17 protein-coding genes are annotated in these 20,965 nt (G+C 64.2%); 5 read left to right on the top strand and 12 right to left on the bottom strand.

What is annotated here, in order from left to right; genetic code table 11:
- Together A3E77_RS15175 and A3E77_RS15180 are read left to right on the top strand one after the other, a co-directional pair.
- A partial coding sequence (locus A3E77_RS15175) for a TonB-dependent receptor domain-containing protein (RefSeq protein ID WP_293647430.1) occupies positions 1-2,311 on the top strand: 2,311 nt, incomplete at its 5' end.
- 71 nt (positions 2,312-2,382) lie between these two features.
- The gene (locus A3E77_RS15180) at positions 2,383-3,888 is read left to right on the top strand and encodes a glucoamylase family protein (protein WP_293647432.1); all 1,506 of its coding nucleotides are present in this window, start codon (positions 2,383-2,385) and stop codon (positions 3,886-3,888) included.
- On the opposite strand, the gene A3E77_RS15185 is transcribed toward A3E77_RS15180, so the two are convergent.
- From A3E77_RS15185 to A3E77_RS15230, 10 genes are all read right to left on the bottom strand, one after another.
- Positions 3,885-5,954, bottom strand: a complete 2,070-nt coding sequence (locus A3E77_RS15185; protein ID WP_293647434.1) for a glycoside hydrolase family 2 protein — start codon at positions 5,952-5,954, stop codon at positions 3,885-3,887. The two genes, A3E77_RS15180 and A3E77_RS15185, sit on opposite strands and share 4 nt — an antisense overlap.
- Positions 5,955-6,052: 98 nt before the next feature.
- The gene (locus A3E77_RS15190) at positions 6,053-6,925 is read right to left on the bottom strand and encodes an endonuclease/exonuclease/phosphatase family protein (RefSeq protein ID WP_293647436.1); all 873 of its coding nucleotides are present in this window, start codon (positions 6,923-6,925) and stop codon (positions 6,053-6,055) included.
- Positions 6,922-8,268, bottom strand: coding sequence for a GH1 family beta-glucosidase (locus tag A3E77_RS15195; RefSeq protein ID WP_293647438.1), 1,347 nt, complete (start codon positions 8,266-8,268; stop codon positions 6,922-6,924). The genes A3E77_RS15190 and A3E77_RS15195 overlap by 4 nt, the downstream gene beginning before the upstream one ends.
- Positions 8,265-9,020 carry a carboxylesterase family protein gene (locus A3E77_RS15200; protein ID WP_293647440.1) on the bottom strand — a complete coding sequence of 252 codons (756 nt, stop codon included), beginning with the start codon at positions 9,018-9,020 and terminating at the stop codon, positions 8,265-8,267. The genes A3E77_RS15195 and A3E77_RS15200 overlap by 4 nt, the downstream gene beginning before the upstream one ends.
- A 22-nt stretch (positions 9,021-9,042) precedes the next feature.
- Positions 9,043-9,858, bottom strand: a complete 816-nt coding sequence (locus A3E77_RS15205) for a carbohydrate ABC transporter permease (protein WP_293647442.1) — start codon at positions 9,856-9,858, stop codon at positions 9,043-9,045.
- Positions 9,855-10,706 carry a carbohydrate ABC transporter permease gene (locus tag A3E77_RS15210; RefSeq protein ID WP_293647444.1) on the bottom strand — a complete coding sequence of 284 codons (852 nt, stop codon included), beginning with the start codon at positions 10,704-10,706 and terminating at the stop codon, positions 9,855-9,857. The genes A3E77_RS15205 and A3E77_RS15210 overlap by 4 nt, the downstream gene beginning before the upstream one ends.
- A gap of 41 nt (positions 10,707-10,747) precedes the next feature.
- On the bottom strand, positions 10,748-12,016 hold the full coding sequence (locus A3E77_RS15215) for an extracellular solute-binding protein (RefSeq protein ID WP_293647446.1): 1,269 nt from the start codon (positions 12,014-12,016) through the stop codon (positions 10,748-10,750).
- Positions 12,017-12,032: 16 nt separating this feature from the next.
- Positions 12,033-13,064, bottom strand: a complete 1,032-nt coding sequence (locus tag A3E77_RS15220; protein ID WP_293647448.1) for a LacI family DNA-binding transcriptional regulator — start codon at positions 13,062-13,064, stop codon at positions 12,033-12,035.
- Between the two features lie 118 nt (positions 13,065-13,182).
- Positions 13,183-14,268: an ABC transporter ATP-binding protein gene (locus A3E77_RS15225; protein ID WP_293647450.1), complete on the bottom strand. Its 1,086-nt coding sequence runs from the start codon at positions 14,266-14,268 to the stop codon at positions 13,183-13,185.
- 29 nt (positions 14,269-14,297) lie between these two features.
- Positions 14,298-15,662: an MFS transporter gene (locus A3E77_RS15230; RefSeq protein WP_293647452.1), complete on the bottom strand. Its 1,365-nt coding sequence runs from the start codon at positions 15,660-15,662 to the stop codon at positions 14,298-14,300.
- 256 nt (positions 15,663-15,918) lie between these two features.
- Here A3E77_RS15230 and guaB point away from each other — a divergent pair, with 256 nt between their 5' ends.
- The 3 genes from guaB to A3E77_RS15245 are packed head-to-tail and all read left to right on the top strand — an operon-like array spanning position 15,919 to position 19,136.
- Positions 15,919-17,376, top strand: a complete 1,458-nt coding sequence (gene guaB / locus A3E77_RS15235; protein WP_293647454.1) for an IMP dehydrogenase — start codon at positions 15,919-15,921, stop codon at positions 17,374-17,376.
- Between the two features lie 9 nt (positions 17,377-17,385).
- Positions 17,386-18,576 carry an RsmB/NOP family class I SAM-dependent RNA methyltransferase gene (locus A3E77_RS15240; protein ID WP_293647456.1) on the top strand — a complete coding sequence of 397 codons (1,191 nt, stop codon included), beginning with the start codon at positions 17,386-17,388 and terminating at the stop codon, positions 18,574-18,576.
- A gap of 32 nt (positions 18,577-18,608) precedes the next feature.
- Entirely contained in the window at positions 18,609-19,136 is a 528-nt protein-coding gene (locus A3E77_RS15245) for a tetratricopeptide repeat protein (protein ID WP_293647458.1), read from the top strand.
- A 153-nt stretch (positions 19,137-19,289) separates the two neighbouring features.
- Here the strand turns inward: A3E77_RS15245 and A3E77_RS15250 are convergent, their stop codons facing one another.
- Both A3E77_RS15250 and A3E77_RS15255 read right to left on the bottom strand, forming a co-directional pair.
- Positions 19,290-20,261, bottom strand: a complete 972-nt coding sequence (locus A3E77_RS15250; RefSeq protein ID WP_293647460.1) for an NAD(P)H-dependent flavin oxidoreductase — start codon at positions 20,259-20,261, stop codon at positions 19,290-19,292.
- A 148-nt stretch (positions 20,262-20,409) separates the two neighbouring features.
- Entirely contained in the window at positions 20,410-20,904 is a 495-nt protein-coding gene (locus A3E77_RS15255; protein ID WP_293647462.1) for a hypothetical protein, read from the bottom strand.
- Between the last annotated feature and the right edge of the window lie 61 nt (positions 20,905-20,965).

The following is a 20,965-nucleotide window of genomic DNA, read 5'->3' on the forward strand; positions in this document are numbered from 1 at the left end:
CATTTCGTCCAACTATAAGGCCGAATTCGACCAGGTCAGTTCGGTCGCGATTTCGGCGGTGACCAAGTCGGGAACGAACGAGTTTCACGGTGAAGCGTTCGTTGACTACACCGATCAGAGCTTCCGCGACCGTGTCCCGTCCGAACTGACGGTTCCCAAGGTCAAGACGAAGGATTTCCAGTTTGGCGGTGCGCTGGGCGGCCCGATCATCAAGGATATGCTGCATTTCTTCGTGACCTATGAAGGCAAGCGTCAGGAAAATCCGATCGATATCCGACCCGGGCTTTCCTTGCCGGTCACCTATTTCCCTTCCGAATATCAGGGGGTTTTCGGGCCGACGAACGCGACCTTCAACGAGGATCTATATTTCGGCAAGCTCAGCTTCCAGCCGTCGAACAGCGACTTGATCGAGCTTTCGGGCAAATATCGCAAGGAAAGTGGCGAATTCCTCGGCACCGGGATCAATGCGCGTGAGACGATCAGTTCGCAGGACGTCGAGGAACTGCGCGTCACTGGCCGTTGGGAGCATACCGCCGACAATTGGATCAACGATTTCAAGGTCACTTATGAAGATGTGAAGTGGGCGCCGACGCCGACCGTCTTCGACAACGGCTTCCTCTTTGCCTATGCCGGCCCGTCGCCGACGAACCCGCAACCCGGCGTCGTCGTTCGCGGCGACATCCTGCGCATCGGCGGTGGCAGCAATTATCAGGAAAAGGGCCAGAAGGGTTGGGGCGTCCAGAACGACTTTACCTGGACCGGCATCGAAGGTCATACGATCAAGGTTGGCGCGAAGGCGAAATGGGTTGAGCTCAACTCGTTGCAGCTCAACGGTTTCAACCCCGTCTATACCTATAACACGGCGTTCAACCCCGGTGGCGGCACCTTCAACGACGATGTGCCGTACCGCGTCCAGTTCGGCGCCTCGACCGGCAACGGCAGCCCGATCATCAATTCCAAGAATTTCCAGTTCGGCATCTATGTGCAGGACGACTGGGAGGTCACAGATCGACTGACGCTGAATCTCGGCGTTCGCTGGGATTATGAACGCACCCCGGCTTTCCTCGATTTCGTCCATCCCGCTGATGCGGTGAATGCGGTGTCGCCGGCCAATTATCCGAACTTGGTAAACGCCGATTACAACATCCGCGACTTCATCTCGACGGGCAGCGAGCGCAAGGCCTTCACGGGCGCTTGGCAACCGCGCATAGGCTTCAGCTACGAACTCGACGAAGACGCGCGCTATGTGGTGTTCGGCGGGTTCGGCCGTTCCTATGACCGCAACCAGTTCGACTTCCTGCAACAGGAAATCAGCACCGGATCCTACACAACCCGGACATTCAACTTCAACACCGGCGACCCGAACAATAGCTGTGCCCCTGGGCCGACCTGTGTGGCGTGGGACCCGATCTACCTGACCGAAGAGGGCCGTGCACAGCTGCTCGCCGGGGCGGGGCCGGGCGGTGGGCGCGAGTTGCGCTTTATCAGTAATGACCTGAAGGTCCCTTACTCCGACCAGTTCAGCCTGGGCTTCCGCGCCAAGGTCACACCGTTGTTCGAGGCCGAGGTCGGCTATAGCCACATCGAATCGAAGGACGGCTTTGCCTATCTGCTCGGCAATCGTCGCCCCGACGGCACCTTCTTTCCGCCAGCACCGGCGGCGCCCAACTCGCCCTTCGGTTTTGCGCCTCCGGGATTCGGGTCGATCATCATCGGCACCAACGGGATCGAGACGAGTGCCGACACGGGCTATCTGAAACTGGTCAAAAACTACACGGTGGCTTCGCCGTGGAGCTTTTCGGCGACATATACCTATACGCAGGCAGAGGAAAACCGTCAGTTTGGCGAGACGTTCAGCCTCGATTTCCCGTCGATCGACGATTATCCCGTCACGCGATCGAGCGGCGTACGCAAGCATCGCCTGGTCGCTACCGGGTCGGTCGATCTACCGATCGGCGTCACATTGTCGGGCAAATTCCAGATCGCGTCGCCGGTCTATCGGAAAGCATTTCTGAACATCGGCGGAGCCAATCCGGTTCGCGATATCGTCTCGAACGAGGTGGACGGCAATGGCGATCGCTGGGGTTTCCGCCAGATGGACGTCGCGATCACCAAATATATCCCGCTTCGGTTCATCACCGATGAATCGCGGCTGCGGCTCCGCGTCGATATTTTGAACCTGTTCAACGATCGGAACTATGTCGATTTCAACAATGATCCGAGCTCGCCCAACTATCTCAGCATTTCGGGCAATGGCGTTGGCGGAAATCCGCCGCGCACGGTAAAGGTATCGGCCGGATTCTCTTTCTGACCGGCTGAAAGGCGCCCGGCCCGCTCCCCCCCCCCTCCCGCGGGCTGGGCGCCGAATTATTGGAGTATAGAATGTCGTTCCGGATCGGTGCGCTCACCATGCCGCTCGTGGCTTTGACCGCCGCCTGCGCCGCTACCCCCGCGCCGGTCCAAACGGCAGCCGCGTCTCCGGCGGCGCTCGCACCGATTAGCGAAGCGGCCTTTTCCGAAGAGTTGACTGAGCGGACCTTCCGCTATTTCTGGGACACCACGGACACCCAGCGTTGCCTGGCGCCCGACCGCTGGCCCAGCAATCCATTTTCCTCGATCGCCGCGACGGGTTTTGCGCTGACGGCTTACGGGATCGGCGCCGAGCGCGGTTATGTAACGCGGGCCGAAGCGGCGTCGCGCACGCGCGACTGCCTGCGGTTCTACTGGGATGCGCCGCAGGGTCCCGACGCGGTCGGCATGACCGGGCACAAAGGGTTCTTCTATCACTTCCTGAACAACGAAGATGGGACGCGGCGCGGCAATACCGAGTTATCGACCGTCGATACGGCGCTGTTGCTTGGCGGGGTGCTGTTCGCACAAAGCTATTATGATGCCGACACGCCGGTTGAAGCCGAAATCCGCGACTTGGCGGAGAAAATCTATGCGCGCGTCGATTGGACCTTTGTCCAGCGTGAAAAAAGCCGGATTCCCTCCGCCAACGGCGGTGGGCAGAAAGCGATCGCAATGGGCTGGTATCCCGAACGCGGCGATCGAGGCGATTTCGGGACGCACGACTGGGTTGGCTATAACGAGGGCATGCTAGTCTATATCCTCGCAATGGGCTCGCCAACGCATCCGGTCGGCAAGGATGCGTGGGACCAAGGCTGGGCGGCCGACCTCGAAAAGGATTGGGGCAGCTATTACGGGCAGCAGCACCTGCAATTTGAACCGCTGTTCGGACATCAGTATAGCCATGTCTGGGTTGATTTTCGCGGTATCCGCGACGCCTTCATGCGCGGCAAGGGCATCGATTATTTTGAGAACAGCCGCCGCGCGACGCTGGCGCAGCGCGCCTATGGCGTTGACAATCCGAACAAGTGGACGGGCTATGGCGCCGACATCTGGGGCTGGACCGCGTCCGACGGGCCGGGATATTCGCAGGGCAAATATAGCGTCAACGGCAGCTCGCGGTCGTTCAACGGCTATATGGCACGGGGCGCCAGCGCGATCCGTGTCGTCGATGACGGCACCGTGGTCCCGACCGCGGCGGGGGGCTCGGTGCCGTTCGCGCCCGAAGTGACGATCCCGGCGTTGATGGCGATGCGCGCACAATATGGCACGCGTCTTTACACCCGTTACGGTTTCAAGGACGCGTTCAACCCCAGTTTCACCTTCACCGATGCGGGGTCGCGCAGCGGCGCGGTCGATCCAGCCTACGGCTGGGTCGCGAACGACTATCTGGGTATCGACCAGGGGCCGATCCTTGCGATGATGGAAAATCATCGCAGCGGTTTCGTGTGGAAGGTGATGCGCAAGAACCCGCATATCACACGCGGGCTGAAGCGCATCGGATTCGAGGGGGGCTGGCTGGAAAAGGCGGCCGATTAAGGCGCCAATATCCAGTCGACCGCGTCGGTGACGTCTTTGCCGCCGAACGTCGCGCGGGCGGTGACGCGGTTCGCGCCAGGCACCAGGCGGACGTCCCTGATCTCGCAGATACGCTCGGCACAAGCGATGGTGCCGAGCGGTTGTCCGTTCAGCGTCACGGTCACGCTCGGCGCATTGCTATAGACCTTGATCCGGGTCAGCGGTTCGGTGCGGGTGGTCCAGCGGCGGCTGTTGATATGGACGACGGGCTCCGCCGACCATCGCGCCTTGTAATAAAAGAATGCGTCCTTCTTCACCTTGCGGTCATAGGTGACGAGGCCCTTGTCGTTGATATCGGTCGCGTCGCCTTCCTGGCGGATTTTCGACGAGAAATCGAACATGTTCCAGATCCAGTTGGCCCATAAATAGGGACGATCGCGAAGCTGCGGCCAGCTCTGTTCGTGATACCAGCTCTGGAATTCTTCAGGATGCATCCGGCTGGCGTGCGCGATCTTGTGCGCCGCGCCGTCCTCGACATGCTGGCTCAGTGCACCGCCCGCCCCATATTCGCTGACCGAGATCGGGATACCGGGATAGCGCGCGTGGAGCCGGTCGAGATGCGGGCCGAGGTCGGCGATGCCGCGGTAGTACCAGCCAAAATAGCGATTATAGCCCATCAGGTCGGCAAGCCCGGTCAGCACCGGCTGGTGCGGCCGCTCGCCCGCCGGAGCCACGCCTTCGTGTGTCGCTTCGCAGCAGTCGGCGATGACGGTGGGGCGCGACGGATCTTCGGCCTTTGACAGCGCGTGGAGTTCGCGCAGCAGCGGGCGAGCATCGGCGCTTTGCGGAGCGCGGCCGGTGACCATGTCCAGATCGACTTCATTGCCGATGCCCCAGGTGACGACCGAGGGGTGGTTGTAATTCTGGCGGATCAGTTCGACCATCTGCGCCTTCGCATTGGCAACCAGTTCCGGCGCGCCGGTCGATCCGTCGTTCGACGGCCGATTGACGAACGGCAATTCGGCCCAGACGATCATCCCGTAACGGTCGGCGAGATCGAACCAGTCCTGCGCGTGCTGATAATGGGCGAAACGCACGGTGTTTGCGCCCATTTCGGCGATCAGCGCCATATCGCGTTCATGGTCCGCGGTTGCGAGCGCCCAGCCTTTGCCCAGATAGTCCTGATGGCGCGAGACTCCATGCAGCGGCAGCGACTTGCCGTTGAGATAGAAGCCGGTGTTCGGGTCTACGCGGAATTCGCGGAAACCGACGGGAACGGTCACGCTGTCGAGCGTGGTCGCAATGTCGGAAAGCCGCGTTTCGAGGCGGTAGAGATAAGGGTCTGCGCGGCCGTTCCAACGCCGCGGGGCGGCAACGTCGAGTGTCAGCGCCGCTTCGTCCTGCTGCTCGATCAGCGGCGTCGTCACCTCCGACACGGTTCGGCCCGTGGCATCGCGAAGGATCGCGACCAGGCTCTGTCCGTCGATCGCGCCCGATAGCTTCACGCGCACCGCCAGCTTGCCCAACCCGTTTTCGATCATCGGCGTAGCATAGACGCCCGGTCCACCATGGTCGTCGAGGGCGATATGGCTCGGCGCGACATGGAGCAGGCGCGCGGGGCGATAAATGCCTCCATGGATGAAGAAATCGCCGTCGAGCGGGATGATATGCTGGGTGGCGCTGCCCGGTTCGGGCTTGCTGTTGTCGGCGCGAAGCAAGAGGATGTTCGGCGCCGAAAGATCAAGGACATCGGTCAGGTCGAAGCGGAAGCGCGAGAAGGCCCCGGCATGGCAACCGACGTGCCGCCCGTTCACCCATAGATCAGCGAGATTGCCGACGGCGTCGAACTCGATCACATGGCGTCTCCCCGGCGGCAGCCGGGCGCCGTCGAGCCGCAGTCGATACCAGCCCGTGCCCTGCCGGTTGTCGGTCGCCGCGGTGCGCCCGATGCGATATTCGCCCAGCCGGTTCCATGTGTGGGGTAGCGCGACCACTTGCCATTCGCCGTCGGGCAGGGCGGTTGCGGTTTCCGATGTCAGACCGTCGTCGAAACGAAATTGCCACCCTTCCGCGAGGTCAGTCGTCATCCGAGCAACCGGCGCGGCGACGATCGGTGCCGGTGGCGGGTTGGCGGTACAGGCGGCGACCAGAAACGCGAATAATATCGTCGGCCACCGCACCATCGTCAGCAACCCTTGCCGATGCACAGATCGGCGAGCACCGGATAATGATCGGACGGCAGCTTGCCCCCGGTCTGCTGCGTCAGCGTTGCATGGCGCAGCACCGCCACGCCTTCGCCAACGAAGATATGGTCGATCGGGCTGGGCGGATTCTGTTCGGTCTTGAAGCCGGTGAAGGTGCCGAGCGGCCCGAAATGAGGCGTCCGGCTGACTTCGAGCGTGTCGCGGAGCGCGATCTGGCCCGGCGCGGCGTCGGTGATTGCGTCATGCGCTGGACTGTCCACGGGGCTGTTGAAATCGCCCATCAGCACCACCGTCTCCTCCTTTTTTCGCTGGTCGCTGATCCAGCGGCGGATCTGCCGCGCGCTTTCGAGGCGCGCTGTCGTGCCAACATGATCGAAATGGGTGTTCACGACCAGTAGGACATGGCGTGACGACTTGTCTTTGAGCCGCGCCCAGCTCGCGACACGCGGATAGGCGGCGTCCCAACCCTTGCCGGGCACATTGGGGGTTGGGGACAGCCAGAATGTTCCCGTGCCGAGGAGCGTGAAGCGGTCGCGGCGAAAGCCGAGCGGGGAAAATTCGCCCTTGTCCTTGCCATCGTCGCGCGCGGCGCCAACGAATTGATAGGCAGGAAGGTCGGTTTCGACCGCTTGCTTCTGGTTCAGCAGTACCTCCTGCATCCCGACGAGGTCGGGCGCATAATAAGCGACCAGGCTGGTCAGCGCACTCCGCCGGTGCGGCCATGCGTTGTCGCCATCCGACGCAATGTCGAGCCGGATATTATAGGTCATCGCGCTGACGTGGCTGACGCGCTCTTTTGCCGCCGCGGGCGGCGCGAGCAGCATCGCGACGAGGATCGGCAGCCAGCGCGTCACCCGAGGTTCCCGCCGTTCGCCGCGATCACGCTGCTATAGAAACGCGCGCTTCGCTTCGGCGTTCGCACCTGCGTCTTATAATCGACGTGGACGATGCCGAAGCGCTTTGAAAAGCCCAGCGACCATTCGAGATTGTCGAGCAGCGACCAGGCCATATAGCCGCGCACGTCGACGCCCTGTCTGATGGCGTCGCCGATCGCCGCGATGTGGGTGCGCAAATAATCGCAGCGCAGCGGATCGTCGATGCCGTCGGGTCCGGCGGTCGGCGGATCATAAAATGCCGCGCCATTTTCGGTGATATAGACGGGGATGTTGCCATAGGTGTCGCGGAACCAGACGAGCATGTCGGTCAGCGCCGGCGGATAGACCTCCCAGTCGGTGGTCGTGTGCGTCGCGATCTGCTTCACCGGCGACGCGCCGAGCGGCCACTGGGTCGGGTCGGCCTTTACCACGTTGCGCGTGTAATAATTGATCCCGATGAAATCGACCGGCTGGCAGATGTCCTTCAGATCGTCGGCGGGCCATTCGGGCCAGGCTTCGCCGAACACCTCGGCCAATTCGGCGGGGTAGCTGCCCTTCAGTGCCGGGTCGAGATATTGGCGGTTCATATAGGCGTGGGCGCGCGCGGTCGCCGCCACGTCGTCGGCGCTGTCGCTCGCCGGATATTTCGGCTCGATATTGACGACAAGACCGATTTCATGTGCGCCTTCGCTGCGATATGCCTGCACCGCGCGGCCGTGCGCGCGCATCAGATTATGGCTGGCGATCGGCGTCTCGAACAGATTGCGATGGCCGGGCGCAAGCGCGCCGTGCAGATAGCCGCCGTCGGTGATCACCCATGGCTCGTTGAGCGTCACCCATTTCTTTACCCGCCCGTCGAGGCGGCGATACATCACCGAACCATATTCGGCGAACCAGTCGGCGCTGTCGCGGTTGAGCCAGCCGCCCTTGTCGTCGAGCGCCGCGGGCAGATCCCAATGGTGCAGCGTCAGCAACGGTTCGATGTCGTGCTTCAGCAACTCGTCGACCAGCCGCTCGTAGAAATCGAAGCCGGGTTCGTTCACACGCCCGATGCCTTCGGGCAGCACACGGCCCCAATTGACGCTGAAGCGATAGGCTTTCAGCCCCAATTCCTTCATCAGTGCGACGTCGGCGGGCATGCGGTTATAATGGTCGCATGCGATATCGCCGGTGTCGCCCTTTGCCGCCATCAGGCGCGGATCATGGCTGAAGCGTTGCCAGATGCTCGCCCCCGCGCCGTCGGCAAGCGGCGATCCCTCGATCTGATAGGCGGCGGTGGCCGCGCCCCACAGGAAATCGTCGGGGAAAACAGTCTGCGTCATTTCTTGTCCTTGGTGATGTTCTGGGGAGCGGGAAGTTTCTGTTCGAGCAGCCAAGCGTAAAGCGCCGGGTCGTCATAAGCGGGGTCCCAGGCATTATGGCCGAGGTCGGGATAAATGGTCAGGCGGACCTTGCGGCCGGCGCAGGCGCGGATCGCGCGCACCATGGCAAAGCTGCCTTCGGGGATGACGACATCGTCGCGGTCGCCGTGGAACGCCCAGACGGGCAGATCCATCAACCGACACGCCTCGCCGGGATTGCCGCGCCCCGCGATCGCCGCCATCGCCGCGAACCGATGCGGCTCGGCGATCGCCCAGCGCCAGCTCGCGTGACCCCCGCGGCTGAGGCCGGTGAGGTAGATGCGGGCGGGATCGATACGATAGGTGCTGGTCACATGATCGACCAGCGCGTCGAGCTTTTCGATATCCCAATCCTGGTCGGCGCCGAGCAGGGGCGAGACGGTGACGAAGGGGAAGGCAGGGTCGCGGTCGGCGATTTTCGGCGGACCGTGGACCTTGACCTTCGCGACATCGTCGCCGCGCTCGCCCGACCCGTGCAGGAAGACCAGCAGCGGATAGGGCGTCGACCGATCGGCCAGGTAGCCCTTGGGCACGAACAGCTGATAGGGGTAATTTCCCGCCTCGACGGGTGGTTGCGGTGTCTGTCCCTCGACCACGGGGGGCGCTTTCGTCCTGGCGGCGGCAGGCGATGCGACAAGCGCGAGGCCCAGCGCCGCGGCGGTCCAGTATTTCATCCTATAATCCTTGGTAGGCGGCTCATCCCTTGATGCTCCCGGTCAGCAGGCCGCTCAGGTAAAATCGCTGGAGCGCGAGGAAGAGGAGGAGCACGGGAAGGGTGGTGACGACGGCGCCGGCCATCATCAGTTCATTGTCCTGCACATGTTCGCGGCTCATCGCAGCGAGCGCGACGGGGAGGGTGTAGAGGTCCTGATCGGCGAGGACGATCAGCGGCCACATGAAGTCATTCCAGCTGCCGAGGAACACGAACAGGGCGAGCGTGACGATGATCGGGGTCAGGATCGGCAGCACGATCTGGCGCAATATCTGCCCCTCGCTCGCGCCGTCGATGCGCGCTGCCTCGAGCATCTCGTCGGGGATCGACAGGCAGTATTGGCGAACGAGGAAAATGCCGAAAATGCCCGCGAGCCAGGGCACCAACGCCCCGGCGTAGCTGTTGACCAGCCCCATCGCCTTCAGTTCCAGGAACAGCGGCAGCATCCCGATCTGCCCCGGAATGACCAGCGCCGCGACCAGCAGGCGAAAGGTCGCGTCGCGCCCCTTGAAGCGCAGTTTGGCAAAGGCATAGCCCGCAGGGACCGTGAATAGCAGCGCCAATGCGGTCGCGAGGGTCGAGACGAGCAGGCTGTTCGCAAGGAAGCGCCCGATGCCGAAGGTGCCGAACAGCGTGCGGTAGTTTTCGAGACCGGGATTTTTCGGGAGCAGCGGCGGCGGGAATTGCGCGGCCTCGCCCGGCGCCATGAAGCTGACCGAGAGCATCCACAGCAAGGGCGCAACGGTGACCAGCGTGACGAGAGCCGCGAGCAAGGTGATGGACCAGCGACGCAGATTCATATCGCGCCGCCCTTCCTGGCGAGCCGAAGCTGGACCAAAGTCACCGCGAGAATGCAGAGGAACAGCAGGAAGGCCACGGCAGCGCCCGACCCGAGGTTCCACCATTTGAACCCTTCCTCATACATGAAATAGAGGATGGTGACGGTCGACTGGGCTGGCCCCCCCTGTGTCATCACATAGGGTTCGGCGAACAGCTGGAACATCCCCGCAACGGTCAGCACGGATACCAGCAGCACGGTCGGCGCGATCGCGGGCAGGATGACGTGGCGCAGCCGCATGAACCAGCCGGCGCCGTCGATCCGCGCTGCCTCTTCCAGTTCGCGCGGCACCGTCTGGAGCGCCGCGAGGAAGATGATCATATTGTAGCCGAAGGTTTTCCAACCCACGAAGATCAGGATCGCGGGCAGCGACGCGTGCGGGCTGCCCAGCCAGTCGATCGGCGCGACGCCGAACAGCGACAACAGATAATTGACCAGCCCGTAGCGGGTGTGGAGCAGGTAGCGCCACACAACGGCGGTCGCGACCAGTGTCGTGACATAAGGCGCGAACAGCGCGACCCGCCACACCGGGCGCCATGCCAGCCAGCGCGAATTGACGAGCATTGCCGCGAACAGCGACAGGGTGACGATGAAAGGGACACCGAAGGCGACGAACCACAGCGTGTTGCCCATCGCTTTCCAGAACAACGGATTTTCGACCAGCCGCTGATAGTTCTGGAGGCCGACAAAGCGCAGGTTGCCGGAATCTGCCAGCGCGTAAATGTCGAAATCGGTGAAGCTGAGGAATAGCGAGGCGACGGCCGGGATGGCGAAGAAGACCGCGATCGCGGCGAGGGCCGGCGCGCTCATTACCCAGCCGGCGCGCGCTTCCCTCCAACGGCCGACCGCGCTCACAGCGCCTTTCCCTTGTCGAGCATCCAGCGCCGCTTTTCGAGCAGCCGATCGGCGCGCCGGTCGATTTCGGCAGCGGCTTCATCGACGCCATATTGTCCGCGGACCATGCGTTCGGCGACCACCTGCATCTCGGTAACGATCCGTTCCCATTCGGGAACCTTGGGCAATGGGGTCGCCCGGTCGAGCTGTGTCGCAAAGGGCGCGACGGCCGGATCGCTTGCGAGGCCCGCTGCCTGCCAAACGGAGCGGCGCGCGGGAAGACTGCCTGTCAGCGCATGAAAGTCCAGTTGTGCCGCGGGTGACAGCAGGCCCGTCAACACGTCCCACGCCGCGCCGGGATTTTCGGTGCCGGCGAAAACGACAAGGCTCGATCCGCCAGGCGCCGCCGAACCGATGCCGTTCGGGCCCGGATTGGGCGCGGTGCCCCATTTGCCGCGCATGGCGGCGGGCAGCCGGTTTTCCATGTCGCCGATCGTCCACGGTCCCGACAGGAAGGTGCTGAAATATCCGCGCGCAAACTCGTTCCACACATTGGAAATCTGCGCCGCGGAGGCCATGGGCGCGAGCCGTTCGTCGAACAGCGATTTGTAAAAGGCGAGCGCGGCCTTGAACTCGGGGTCCGAAAAGGCGCCGCGCGCGCCATTGTCGCGCAGCATTCGGGCCCCCGCCGACAGGGCGAGCGTCGTCAGCTGTTCATATTCGTTGAGCGGGTAGAGCAGGGCGTAATTGCCCTCTCCGGCTTGCCGCTTCACTTGGTGCAGCGCCGCCTTCCAGCCGGTCCAATCGGCGGGCGGCGCGGCATGACCGGCGCGCGCGAACAGGTCTTTCCGGTAGAATTGCAGCCGTGTGTCGACATACCATGGAACCGCCCAGATTTTTCCGGCGATACGATTTGTGTCCACGACCGCCGCGAACTGGTCGGCAAGGATCGGTTGCGCCGATGGCGGAACCGGGGCGAGCGCGCCAATGGCCGCCATCTCGGCAATCCAGCTGTTGCCGACCTGGCCGATCGCGGGCAGCGACCCACCCGCAAAGCCGGTGAGCAATTTTTCATGCGCGGCGGTCCAGGGAAGCGGTTGCACCTCGATCGGTGGCATAGCCGCGGGCAGCGTGAGTGTTTTCAGCAGGGCTGGCAGGTTTGCGCCTTCATTGCCCATCGCCCAGATCGTCAGGGCGCCATCACGCCGCGCCCCGCACGCACCGAGCGTCGGGAGCAGGGGCAGCGCGGCGAGCGCGCCCGTCAACTGGCGCCGCGTCACCTGCATCGGGCGCCAACACAGGTCATGCGCGGGGGGCGGCCGTTGCCGATTCCTGATGAATTGCGCCGGCCGTCGTGCCGCGCGCGATCAATTCGGGGGTCAGGATCGTCGCGCTCGCAGCGCCCAGCGTTTCGCCGCGCAGGATGCGCAGCAGCATCATCATGGCGGTCGATCCCAGCCGGTCGATATGCACCTGCATCGTCGAGAGCGACGGATTGAGGTGGCGCGCAAGCGGAATGTCGTCGAAACCCGCCACCATCACGTCCTTGGGCACCGACTTTCCAGCCTCGGCCAGTCCCGCGATCAGCCCGACCGCCATCTGGTCGTTGGCCGCGAATACGGCGTCGGCGGGAAGCTGTCCCTGCACCAGCAGCCGCGCCGCCTGCGCGCCGCTTTCTTCCGAAAAATCGCCGGGAAGGATCGCCGGATTGCGCACACCGCCGATCTTGCTCATCGCATCGACGAAGCCGCGCTGGCGGTCGCGCGCGTCGCGGTTGTGCTTGGGGCCGGCGATATGGACGATTTGCCGCGCCCCGCGGGCGATCAGCGCCGCGGTCATTGCATAGGCGCCCTGATAATTGTCGACTGCGACGAAGGGCAGGTCGAGCGGCCCCGCGTCATAGTTGAGCAGCACGGTGGGAAGCGCGGGATCGAGATAGTCGGCGAGCAGTTCGGGCTTAAGGTCGGGAGGCATGACGAGCAGCCCATCGACGCGGCCGCGCATCGCGGCGATCGCCGCCGCGGTTTCGTGGGTGCTGCCGTGCATGTTGCCCAGCAGCAGGTGCATCCCCGATTCATGGGCGACGAGGTCGATGCCGCGGATGATTTCGGAAAAGAACTCGCCGAACAGGTCCGGCAGGATCACGCCGACCGTGTCGGTCTTGCGCCGCGTCAAGCTGCGTGCGCCGCTGTGCGGGACGAAGTTCAGCTTTTTTACCGCTGCCATCACCGCCGCACGGGTCGGTGCGGTGACATTGCCCAGGCCGTTGATTGCGCGCGACGCCGTGGCGACCGAAACTCCCGCCTCGCGCGCGACGTCCCTCAATGTCGCCATGCCGCCGATCCCCTTTCCCTCCGATGACGCCGGGCCGCCGCCGCGACGCCGTTTGTCATTTTGTGGCCGGGCGCGGGAACGTTCACACGGTAACCGGTTACAAGGCCGCAATGCAAGGTCATTCGCGCGCCTCCCCATATAGCGCGCGGCCATCGGTATCGAAGATGTGCAGACGGTCGGGCGGAAGCTGAACCGGCACGACATCGCCTTCGACGAGGCTGCCGTCGTCGCGAAGCTGGCAGGCCAGTGGTTCGCTGCCCTCTGGACCCTGCAAGTGAAGGGTTGCGAGACCCCCGAGCCGTTCGATGAAAATGATCCGGTGGGGCAGCGCGCCGGGCGCGGCACCGATCGCTATGTCCTCTGGCCGCACGCCCACGGACAGACGCGTTCCCGGCGCCAGCGGCGCGGCACGGGCGGGCAGGGCGATGACGCGTCCGTCGGCGAGCGCCGCTTGCGTGGCGCCGGAAACCGTCACCGGCACGACGTTCATCCGCGGGGTGCCGAGGAATTGCGCGACAAAGATGTTTGCGGGGCGCGCGTAGAGGTCGCGCGGGGTGCCGACCTGTTCGACCTGCCCGTCGCGCAGCACGATAATCCGGTCCGCCAATGTCATCGCTTCGACCTGGTCGTGCGTGACATAAAGCGTCGTTGTGCCGAGCGTGCGATGGAGCGCCGCAAATTCATACCGCATCCGCACCCGAAGGTCGGCGTCGAGGTTCGACAACGGTTCGTCGAACAGGAAGATTTGCGGTTGGCGGACGATCGCGCGGCCGATCGCGACGCGCTGGCGCTGGCCGCCCGACAGCGCGGCGGGTTTGCGGTCGAGCAATCCGTCGATGTTCAATATGTCCGCCGCACGCTTTACCTGCCGCGCGATTTCGTCCTTGTCCGCCTTGGCAATGCGCAGCCCGAAGGCCATGTTTTCAAAGACGGTAAGGTGGGGGTAGAGGGCATAGGACTGGAACACCATCGCGATGCCGCGCGCCGATGGCGCAAAGGCGGTGACATCGCGCTCGCCGATCAGGATGCGGCCGCCGGTCAGTTCTTCAAGCCCCGCCACGGCACGCAGCAACGTCGATTTGCCGCACCCCGACGGGCCGACGATGACCGTGAATTCGCCATCGGCGACGTCGATCGACACGCCCTTCAGCACCTCGGTATCGCCAAAACTCTTGCGCGCGGCTTGGATCGACAATCCGGCCATGGCTTTTCCTATCCCCCGTCCTGCCGCGTTCAGTGAACCGTGACGCCCGCGCTCGCCTGGCGCGCGGGTGCGCGCCCAGCGGCGATCGCAAAAACGCAGAGTGCGACATAGCAGCCGGCCGGCAAGGCGAGCGCCGCCGCATAGCCCACCGCATCGGAAAGGTGACCGGCGAGATAGGGGATCGCCGCGCCGCCGACGATGGCGGTGCAGAGCAGCCCCGACGTCGCTTCGGCGCGTGCCGTCGATCGTTCAAGCGTCAGGGTGAAGATTACCGGGAACATGATCGAGTTGAACAGGCCGATCGACAGCGCAACAAAGCCGCCGCTCACCCCGCCCACCGCCACGACATAAAGGCAGAGCAGCGCCGCGATGGCGGTAAAGACCGCCAGCAGCTTCGACGCGGAAAAGCGCGCCAGGAGAATCGATCCGACCGCGCGGCCGACCATTGCGCCGCCCCAATAAAGCGCAACGGCCTTTCCAGCCTCTTGCAGCGAAACGCCGGGAACGCCGTCGCTGCCCATGATCCAGCCAAACGGGCCGAACGCGGCGTCCGATTGGCCCCAAACGGCATCGCTGTTGAGGAACAGCGCCATCTGGGTGCCGATGGCGACTTCGGCGCCGACATAGAGGAAGATCGCGAGGCCGCCGAGCAGCGCCCAGCGCGAGGAAAAGGCTTCGCGGATCAATTCGCCCACGCCGGCTCGATTGCCGATCGGGGCGGGCGGCACCGCTTCATTGACGATACGGCGGCTGACCCAGAAGAAGAGCAGCAGTGCCACGATCAGGCCGCAAATCCAGAAATAGGCCGAATCGATACCGGCCAGCGCCTGCGCGCGGACCGCCTCGGTAACCACCGTGCCTTCCTTGACCTCCACCCCTTCGAGGAAGAGATGCGCGCCGATCAGCGGGCCGAGGAAGGTGCCGAAGCTGTTGAACGTCTGGCTGAAGGTCAGGCGGAAATGACTGCGTTTGGGATCGCCCAGCGCCGCGGCGAGTGGATTCGCCGCGACTTGCAGGATGGTGATGCCGCTCGCCAGGATGAAGAGGCCCGCGAGCACGAGCGGATAAAATGCGAGGTTCGCCGCCGCGAGCATGACGAGGCAGCCGACGACCATCGTCGACAACGCGGTCAGGATCGACGGCACGGAGTGAAAGCGCGCGATCAGCGCCGCAGCGGGGAAGGACATCAACCCGTAGGCAATGAAGAAGGCCGACGCCGACAATTGCGCCTCGGCATCGCTGAGCGTGAAGATGCCTTTTACCGCGGCGACGAGCGGGTCGATCAGCGACGTTATGAAGCCCCAGGCAAAGAAGAGCACGGTCACCGCGGCAAATGCCGCCACGGCGTTCGACCGTCCGCCCATGTTGGCGGACGCCTGGCTGGGCTCGTCCATGCAGATATCCTCTTCACCGAAACTCTGTTATACCGTGGGTCTAACGAGACGCCGGAGCCAATGCAACCGGTTACACGGCGACATGTCCGGCGGCGGTCCGCCGGTCCCCGGCGTATGATCCCGTCCCCTGCGAAATATTCGTTCTCGCCCACTGGCGCGCTTGGGCTCGACTGGTTACATGGGCCGCCACCAAACGAATCGCGTGCGCGTCCCCGCCGTCCGGGGTCGGCGCCGCCCGCACCAGAAAGTGGCACCCATGGAAATCATCACCGGCCTGACCTTCGACGATGTGCTGCTGGTGCCGGGGCCGTCGGATATCCTGCCATCGGATGCCAATCTGTCGACCCAACTCACGAGCGAGATCACCCTCAACATCCCGATCCTGTCGTCGGCGATGGACACGGTGACGGAGGCCGACATGGCGATCCTGATGGCACAGATTGGCGGTATCGGGGTGCTTCACCGCAATCTGACGGTCGAGGAACAGGCAGCGGCGGTGCGGCAGGTAAAGCGCTTTGAAAGCGGCATGATCGTCAACCCGATCACCATCACCCCCGACGCACCGCTGTCCTATGCGACCGCATTGATGTCGCAGCACAGGATTTCGGGGATTCCGGTCGTCGAAACGGGCGGCAAGCTGGTCGGCATCCTGACCAACCGCGACGTGCGCTTCGCCGACAACCCCGGCCAGCCGGTGCGCGAGCTGATGACCGCCGAAAATCTTGCGACAGTGCGCCCCGGCGTCGGGCAGGATGAGGCGCGCAAGCTGCTGCACCAGCGTCGCATCGAAAAATTGCTGGTCGTCGACGACGATTATCGCTGCATCGGCCTGATCACGGTCAAGGACATGGAAAAGGCGGTCAATTTCCCCGATGCGACCAAGGATGGCAGCGGACGCCTGCGCGTAGCGGCAGCGACCAGCACCGGCGACAGCGGAGTCGAGCGGGCCGAAGCACTGCTGGAAGCCGAATGCGACCTGATCGTCGTCGATACCGCGCACGGGCACAGCAAGGGCGTTGGCCTGACCGTCGAACGGATCAAGAAACTCTCGAACCGCGTGCAGGTGCTCGCGGGCAATGTTGCGACCGGCGACGCGACCAAGGCGTTGATCGACGCGGGCGCCGACGGTGTGAAGGTCGGCATCGGCCCCGGCTCGATCTGCACCACGCGGATCGTCGCGGGCGTTGGCGTGCCCCAGCTGACCGCGATCCTCGACAGCGTCGAAGCGGCGACCAAGCTGGGCGTTCCCGTCATCGCCGACGGCGGCCTGCGCACGTCGGGCGACGTCGCCAAAGCCCTGGCGGCGGGCGCGTCGAGCGTGATGGTCGGGTCGATGCTGGCGGGCACCGCCGAGGCGCCGGGCGAGACCTTCCTCTATCAGGGCCGCACCTACAAAAGCTATCGCGGCATGGGCAGCGTCGGTGCGATGGCGCGCGGCTCGGCCGACCGCTATTTCCAGCAGGATATCAAGGACCAGATGAAGCTGGTCCCCGAAGGCATCGAAGGCCAGGTTCCGTTCAAGGGGCCCGCCAAGGACGTCATTCACCAGATGGTCGGCGGCGTGAAGGCCGCGATGGGCTATACCGGCAGCCGCACGCTGGCGGATTTCCGCGAGCGCGCCAAGTTCGTGCGCATCACCAACGCGGGGCTGCGCGAAAGCCACGTCCATGACGTCGCGATCACGCGCGAGGCGCCGAACTATCCGGCCAGTTGAGGCCGAGCGATGACACCTGCTGCACGCGTTCAGGCCGCGATCGAAATTCTCGATGCCATCGCTGCGGCTGCGCGCGAGGGCGGAGCGCCCGCCGACGCGATATTCGCCGAAGCGATGCGTGCGCGGCGTTACGCAGGGTCGAAGGACCGGCGCGCGATCCGGGCCCATGTCTATGACGCGATCCGTGTTGTCCGTTCGGCCCCCGCATCTGGGCGCGCCGCGATGCTCGCACTTGTCGACGATCAACCGGGACTGGCCGACCTGTTCGACGGCTCGGCCTACGGCCCGGCGCCTATCGCCGCCGACGAACCGCGCGCCGACACCGGCCTGGCCGCACAGGCGCTGGTCGACCTGTTCGACCCGCTGGTCGGCGAAGATGAACGCGGAGCGATGCTTGCGCGGGCGCCGTTGGACCTGCGCGCCAACCGGATCACGTCGCGCGAAGGCGATCTGGCGGCGCTTTTTCCCGAGGGCGAGGCGATCCCCGGCGCACCCGACGGCTGGCGTCTGCCACCCGAAACCGCCGCGGCGCAGCATCCTGCCTATGGCGAGGGTCGTTTCGAGGTGCAGGATGCGGCGAGCCAATATGCCTCCGCCGCCCTCGATGCCGCGCCCGGACAGGCCATCATCGATCTTTGTGCGGGCGGAGGAGGCAAGACGCTTGCCATCGCATCGCTCACCGGAAACGACGCGACCATCCTCGCCTGCGATACGAACCGTGCCCGCCTGCAACAACTGCCGCCGCGTGCCGAACGCGCTGGGGCGACGCGTATCGAAACCCGGCTGCTCAACCCCGGCAAGGAAGTGTCGATGCTCGCCGATTGGCAGGGCAAGGCGACCCGCGTGTTCGTCGATGCGCCTTGTTCGGGCAGCGGCACCTGGCGGCGCAGCCCCGAACTGCGCTGGCGCCTGACCCCCGCGCGGCTCGAACGCCACCTCGCCGATCAAGCCCGGCTGATGGATATCGGCGCCGAACTTGTGGCGCCCGGCGGCAAACTTCTTTATGCGGTGTGTTCGGTCATCACGCGCGAGGGGCGGGCACAGGTGGACGAATTTCTGAACCGACACGCGAGCTGGACCGCCGATTCCGGCTATTTGCCCGACGGCATCGGCCGCGCCGCGGGGCGTGGTTTTCTGCTCACGCCCGGCCGTGACGGGTGCGACGGATTTTTTCTCGCACGACTGACGTCACCATGTTAGCATCCTCCGCAATGAAGCGATGGGAGAATGCGATGCGTGTCGGCTTTCTGGCTCTTTCGGCGGGATTAATCCTTGCCAGCCTGCCCACCGCATCCGACGCCCAGCGCGCCGATAACGATATCTTCCCCCGCTCGATCGCGCTTCAGCAAGAAGGGCACAAGGCACAGGATGCGGGCGATCTCGACCGGGCGGTCGACCTTTATGAATCGGCGCTCACCGCCGATCCTCGCAACCGATCGGCGATCATCGCGCTTGCGCAGGTTGCGCGTGCGCAGGGCCTGCCGGGCAAAGCGATCGGTCTCTATCGCGAGGCGCTGGTGCTCGAACCCAATGACGTCGTCGCGCTCACCGGGCAGGGCGAGGCGCTGGCCGACAAGGGCGCGCTCGAACTCGCGCGCGAAAAACTCGCGGAGGCGCAGCGGATTTGCGATACCAAATGCCCGCAAGTCGCCGCGCTCGAAAAGACGATCGCGTCGAGCACATCGAAGCGTGTCGTCGCGGCCGAAGCACTCGTTCCCAAGCCGGTCGTTGCGACCGTCGGGGCCAGCAAGCAGAATTAAACCCTAGCCCCTTGAATACCCCGGCCTGTGCCAGCCAGCAAGCTGGCTAGCCTTGCGGCCGCTTCGACAGGCGGGAGGGGAAATCAACTCGCTGGCGCAAAGCCCGCTTACCGCCCACGACGAACATAGCCGAACGGCGGGGTTCGCTCGACCTTAAAGCCGCACCTTTGCTTCGAGGTCCCGTCGGGCCGCGAGATATTGCGCTTCGAGTTCTGCAACAAATTCGGCGACCGGGCGCACGGCGGAAACCGGACCAATGCCCTGGCCCGAACCCCAGATGTCCTTCCACGCCTTTGCCTTCGTATTGCCGCCCGAACCGAAATTCATCGTCTTGAGGTCGCCCTCGGGCAAATTGTCGGGGTCCATCCCCGCCGCGACGATCGACTGGCGCAGATAATTGCCATGCACGCCGGTGAAGAGGTTGGAATAGACGATGTCGGCGGCGCGGCCCTCGACGATCCCGTCCTTATAACCCTGATCCGCGTTCGCCTCTGCGGTCGCGATGAAGGCGCTGCCGATATAGGCGAGGTCGGCGCCGCACGCCTGCGCGGCGAGGATCGAGCGGCCGTGGCCGATCGCTCCCGAAAGCGCGACGGGGCCATCGAACCATTCGCGAATTTCCTGCACCAGCGCGAAAGGCGATTGTCGGCCGGCATGGCCGCCCGCGCCCGCAGCAACGGGGATCAGGCCGTCCGCGCCCTTTTCGACTGCCTTGCGGGCAAAGCGATCGTCGATGACATCGTGCAGCGTGATGCCACCCCAGCCGTGGACCGCCTGGTTAAGTTCTTCGCGCGCGCCCAGCGAGGTGATGGTGATCGGCACTTTCCATTTTTCGCATGTCGCAATGTCTTCGAGCAGGCGATCGTTCGATTTATGGACGATCTGGTTGACGGCATAGGGCGCCGACAGCCGGTCGGGATTGGCGCGGTCCCATGCCGCAAGCTCTTCGGTGATTTGATGCAGCCATTCGTCGAGCATCGACTGCGGGCGCGCGTTGAGGGCGGGAAAGCTTCCGACGACGCCGGCCTTGCATTGGGCAATCACGAGTTCCGGTCCCGACACGATGAACAGCGGCGATCCGATTACGGGCAGGCGCAGGCGGTCGAAAATCGGGGGAAGGGCCATGAATCACTCTCCGGTTGCCATTTGAAACTAACCTTAACGTAAACGGAAAGCGGTGCAAGAGCTTCCGGCTGGTCCCGTGCCCGATCGGCCTGTTGTCTGACGCGAAAAAGGCGGCTGCCACGCCGCCTTTTCCATATTTTCCAGACTATCAGGCGGCCATGGGGCGACGGCTTGACTTGAAGGCCAGATAGCCAAGGGCAAGCATGGCGAGCAGCAGAGCGCCCTGGGCAGCGGCAAAGGGGGGCTCGGTTCCATTGGGCGCCAGGGCATTCAGCGCCGGCACTTTCAGGAAGGACTGCACGACGAGGACAAACAGGTTCAGCCAGAGCCCGATCGTGGCGGTCACGGCAAAAACCGGCGCCGCGCGCCCGACGAGCTTGCGTCCGTACCAGGCCCAGAAAGCGATCGCGAGCACCAGCGTCGAGACAATTCCGGTGCCCAGCGCCGGGGTGAAGGCGACGATCGGGAAAAGAAAGCCGGTGAGGCTGGTGAGCAGTGTCGTCCAGAGGAAGATGCCCATGGTGCGGGGCAGGATGCGTCCCCGGGCAAAGGCCGGGAGGGCGATGAGGCCTGCACCGATGCCGACGAAACTGATCGCGACATGGAGGGCAGTGAATTGCGGAATGGTCAAACCGAGGATCATGTCACGTCTCCTTGAAAGGCGAGGAGGCGCGGCCCATCCCAGAAAATCCTGGGGCCCGCGC

Origin of the sequence: Sphingopyxis sp. RIFCSPHIGHO2_12_FULL_65_19, assembly GCF_001830555.1 — a bacterium.
GTDB lineage: Bacteria > Pseudomonadota > Alphaproteobacteria > Sphingomonadales > Sphingomonadaceae > Sphingopyxis.

Coding starts and splice junctions, on each gene's coding strand:
- A3E77_RS15255 (WP_293647462.1), bottom strand. CDS start 20,904: ATGATCCTCGGTTTGACCATTCCGCAATTCACTGCCCTCCATGTCGCG.
- A3E77_RS15240 (WP_293647456.1), top strand. CDS start 17,386: ATGACACCTGCTGCACGCGTTCAGGCCGCGATCGAAATTCTCGATGCC.
- A3E77_RS15205 (WP_293647442.1), bottom strand. CDS start 9,858: ATGAATCTGCGTCGCTGGTCCATCACCTTGCTCGCGGCTCTCGTCACG.
- guaB (WP_293647454.1), top strand. CDS start 15,919: ATGGAAATCATCACCGGCCTGACCTTCGACGATGTGCTGCTGGTGCCG.
- A3E77_RS15185 (WP_293647434.1), bottom strand. CDS start 5,954: ATGACGACTGACCTCGCGGAAGGGTGGCAATTTCGTTTCGACGACGGT.
- A3E77_RS15210 (WP_293647444.1), bottom strand. CDS start 10,706: ATGAGCGCGCCGGCCCTCGCCGCGATCGCGGTCTTCTTCGCCATCCCG.
- A3E77_RS15225 (WP_293647450.1), bottom strand. CDS start 14,268: ATGGCCGGATTGTCGATCCAAGCCGCGCGCAAGAGTTTTGGCGATACC.
- A3E77_RS15215 (WP_293647446.1), bottom strand. CDS start 12,016: ATGCAGGTGACGCGGCGCCAGTTGACGGGCGCGCTCGCCGCGCTGCCC.
- A3E77_RS15245 (WP_293647458.1), top strand. CDS start 18,609: ATGCGTGTCGGCTTTCTGGCTCTTTCGGCGGGATTAATCCTTGCCAGC.
- A3E77_RS15230 (WP_293647452.1), bottom strand. CDS start 15,662: ATGGACGAGCCCAGCCAGGCGTCCGCCAACATGGGCGGACGGTCGAAC.
- A3E77_RS15220 (WP_293647448.1), bottom strand. CDS start 13,064: ATGGCGACATTGAGGGACGTCGCGCGCGAGGCGGGAGTTTCGGTCGCC.
- A3E77_RS15200 (WP_293647440.1), bottom strand. CDS start 9,020: ATGAAATACTGGACCGCCGCGGCGCTGGGCCTCGCGCTTGTCGCATCG.
- A3E77_RS15180 (WP_293647432.1), top strand. CDS start 2,383: ATGTCGTTCCGGATCGGTGCGCTCACCATGCCGCTCGTGGCTTTGACC.
- A3E77_RS15195 (WP_293647438.1), bottom strand. CDS start 8,268: ATGACGCAGACTGTTTTCCCCGACGATTTCCTGTGGGGCGCGGCCACC.
- A3E77_RS15250 (WP_293647460.1), bottom strand. CDS start 20,261: ATGGCCCTTCCCCCGATTTTCGACCGCCTGCGCCTGCCCGTAATCGGA.